Annotated in this window: 2 protein-coding genes; both read right to left on the minus strand. The window is 65.3% G+C overall.

Annotation, left to right across the window (positions count from 1 at the left end):
• Positions 1–82: 82 nt before the first annotated feature.
• The gene (locus KDH09_03235; GenBank protein MCB0218683.1) at positions 83–1,099 is read right to left on the minus strand and encodes an MBL fold metallo-hydrolase; all 1,017 of its coding nucleotides are present in this window, start codon (positions 1,097–1,099) and stop codon (positions 83–85) included.
• On the minus strand, positions 1,096–1,653 hold a 558-nt coding region (locus KDH09_03240; GenBank protein MCB0218684.1), incomplete at its 5' end, for a helix-turn-helix transcriptional regulator. The genes KDH09_03240 and KDH09_03235, both read right to left, overlap by 4 nt.

Below are 1,653 nucleotides of genomic sequence, written 5' to 3' on the forward strand. Positions count from 1 at the left end.
TGCACGTTTCTCCGATAGTGTGAGCCCCTGTGAAGCTGTGGGGACAGCATTCACATTCATCCCGAATCTTGTGGCGAAATTCCTACCGCCCCTCCAGCTCCAGCCACTGGCCGTCTTCACCGAGGATGATCTCGCCATTGAAGGCGTCGGAGGTGCCGCGCAGGAACATCCAGTCGGCGATTGCATTGGGGAGCGGGCCCACGTGGGCGTAGACGAGGGTCTTTACGCCGGCTTCCTGCGCGACCTGCGCGGCTTCGACGGGGCTGGTGTGGTAGGTGACCACGTCGCGGGTGAGTTTGGCCCAGCGTTCGTGGCCGTTGCGGTCGGCCCAGCTCTGGCCGTATTCGACGAGGCGTTTTCCCAGGGCTTCGTGGATGAGCATGTCGGCGCCCTTTGCGTGGTGGGCGACATTCTCGCTCTTTGCCGTATCGCCGCTGATGACCAGCGTGCGTCCCCGGTATTCGAACTTGTAGCCGTAGGCCGGAACGACGGGGTCGTGTTTGACCGGGAAGGCCGTGACGCGAAGGCCGTCCTTTTCCAGCACCAGCGCCCCGGCGCGCGGGTCTTCGACGGGCACGGCAATCGCGCGCATCTCCCCGGCCGCAGGCGGCATGTACTTCGCGCCGTGGTGATCGACGCGGTGCTTGCGGTCCCAGGCGTAGGCCTTCGAAAAACCATCGACCACGTCCTCGATTCCCGGCGGGCCGTAGATGGGAAGCGCCTCGCCGGAGCGCCCTGCCAGCCAGCTCTGCATCGTTACCTCGCCGATCTCGCCGATGTGGTCGGAATGAAAGTGCGTGATGAGCATCGCGCTGAGCTTGCGCCGGGGCATGCGCGCCATCGCGGCCACGCGCCAGGAACCGGGGCCCGCGTCCACCTGGATGACCTGCCCTCCGGCGATCACGACCACGCAGAAACTCACGCGGCGCGGATCAACCAGCGGCGTGCCCGTTCCGCACAGCAGCACGTGCAGGTTCCCGTCGCTCAGGTATTCCTCGTGACCGGGGTCGAGGTTCTTCTCCGCAAAATGATCGAAGACTGCGTCGCAGCCGCCCGCCAGCAGGGCGAGGGCCAGCAACAATACGTGGGCGCGCTTCATGCTTCTTCCTCCGCGTCGTCGTCTTCCATGGGGAGCGCCGGGATCGGCTCGCCGGGCTCGCCGAGCGTTGCCAGCGCAATGCGCAGCATCGCCGCGCGCGCGCGTTCCATGTCCCGGTGGCTTCGCCCGGGTCCGTCCAGCAGCGCGAGCGAGATCTGCTCGAGCGCGCTCATCAAACCGCGCACGACGAATTTGTCGACCCGGCCGCCGCGCACTTCCTCGAACTCGTCCTGAAAAATGCGCACCAGATTGTTGAGGAGCTCGGCGCGCTGGGGTGCGATGCGCGAGTTGGGGCGCATCGCCTCCACATTGAGCGTGCGCGCAATGGGGCCGGCGCCCGTCTGCACCATGAGGAAGGCATCGACGACCTGCTCGACCCGCTTGAAGGGATCGGCCGGCAGGCGCAGTGCCATCCGCATCGTGTTCTGGAGCATCATCGAAGCGATCTCATAGATCGCCTCAAAGACATCGTCCTTGTTCCTGAAGAAGCGATAGAAGGTGCGGCGCGAAACATCGGAAGCCTGGAGGATGTCCTCCACCGAGGTGTCGGCAAA

Source organism: Chrysiogenia bacterium, from assembly GCA_020434085.1.
Taxonomy (GTDB): Bacteria; JAGRBM01; JAGRBM01; order JAGRBM01; family JAGRBM01; genus JAGRBM01.

What these genes read in the sequence shown, in the direction of transcription:
- KDH09_03235 (MCB0218683.1), bottom strand. Translation starts at nt 1,099, where the DNA reads ATGAAGCGCGCCCACGTATTGTTGCTGGCCCTCGCCCTGCTGGCGGGC.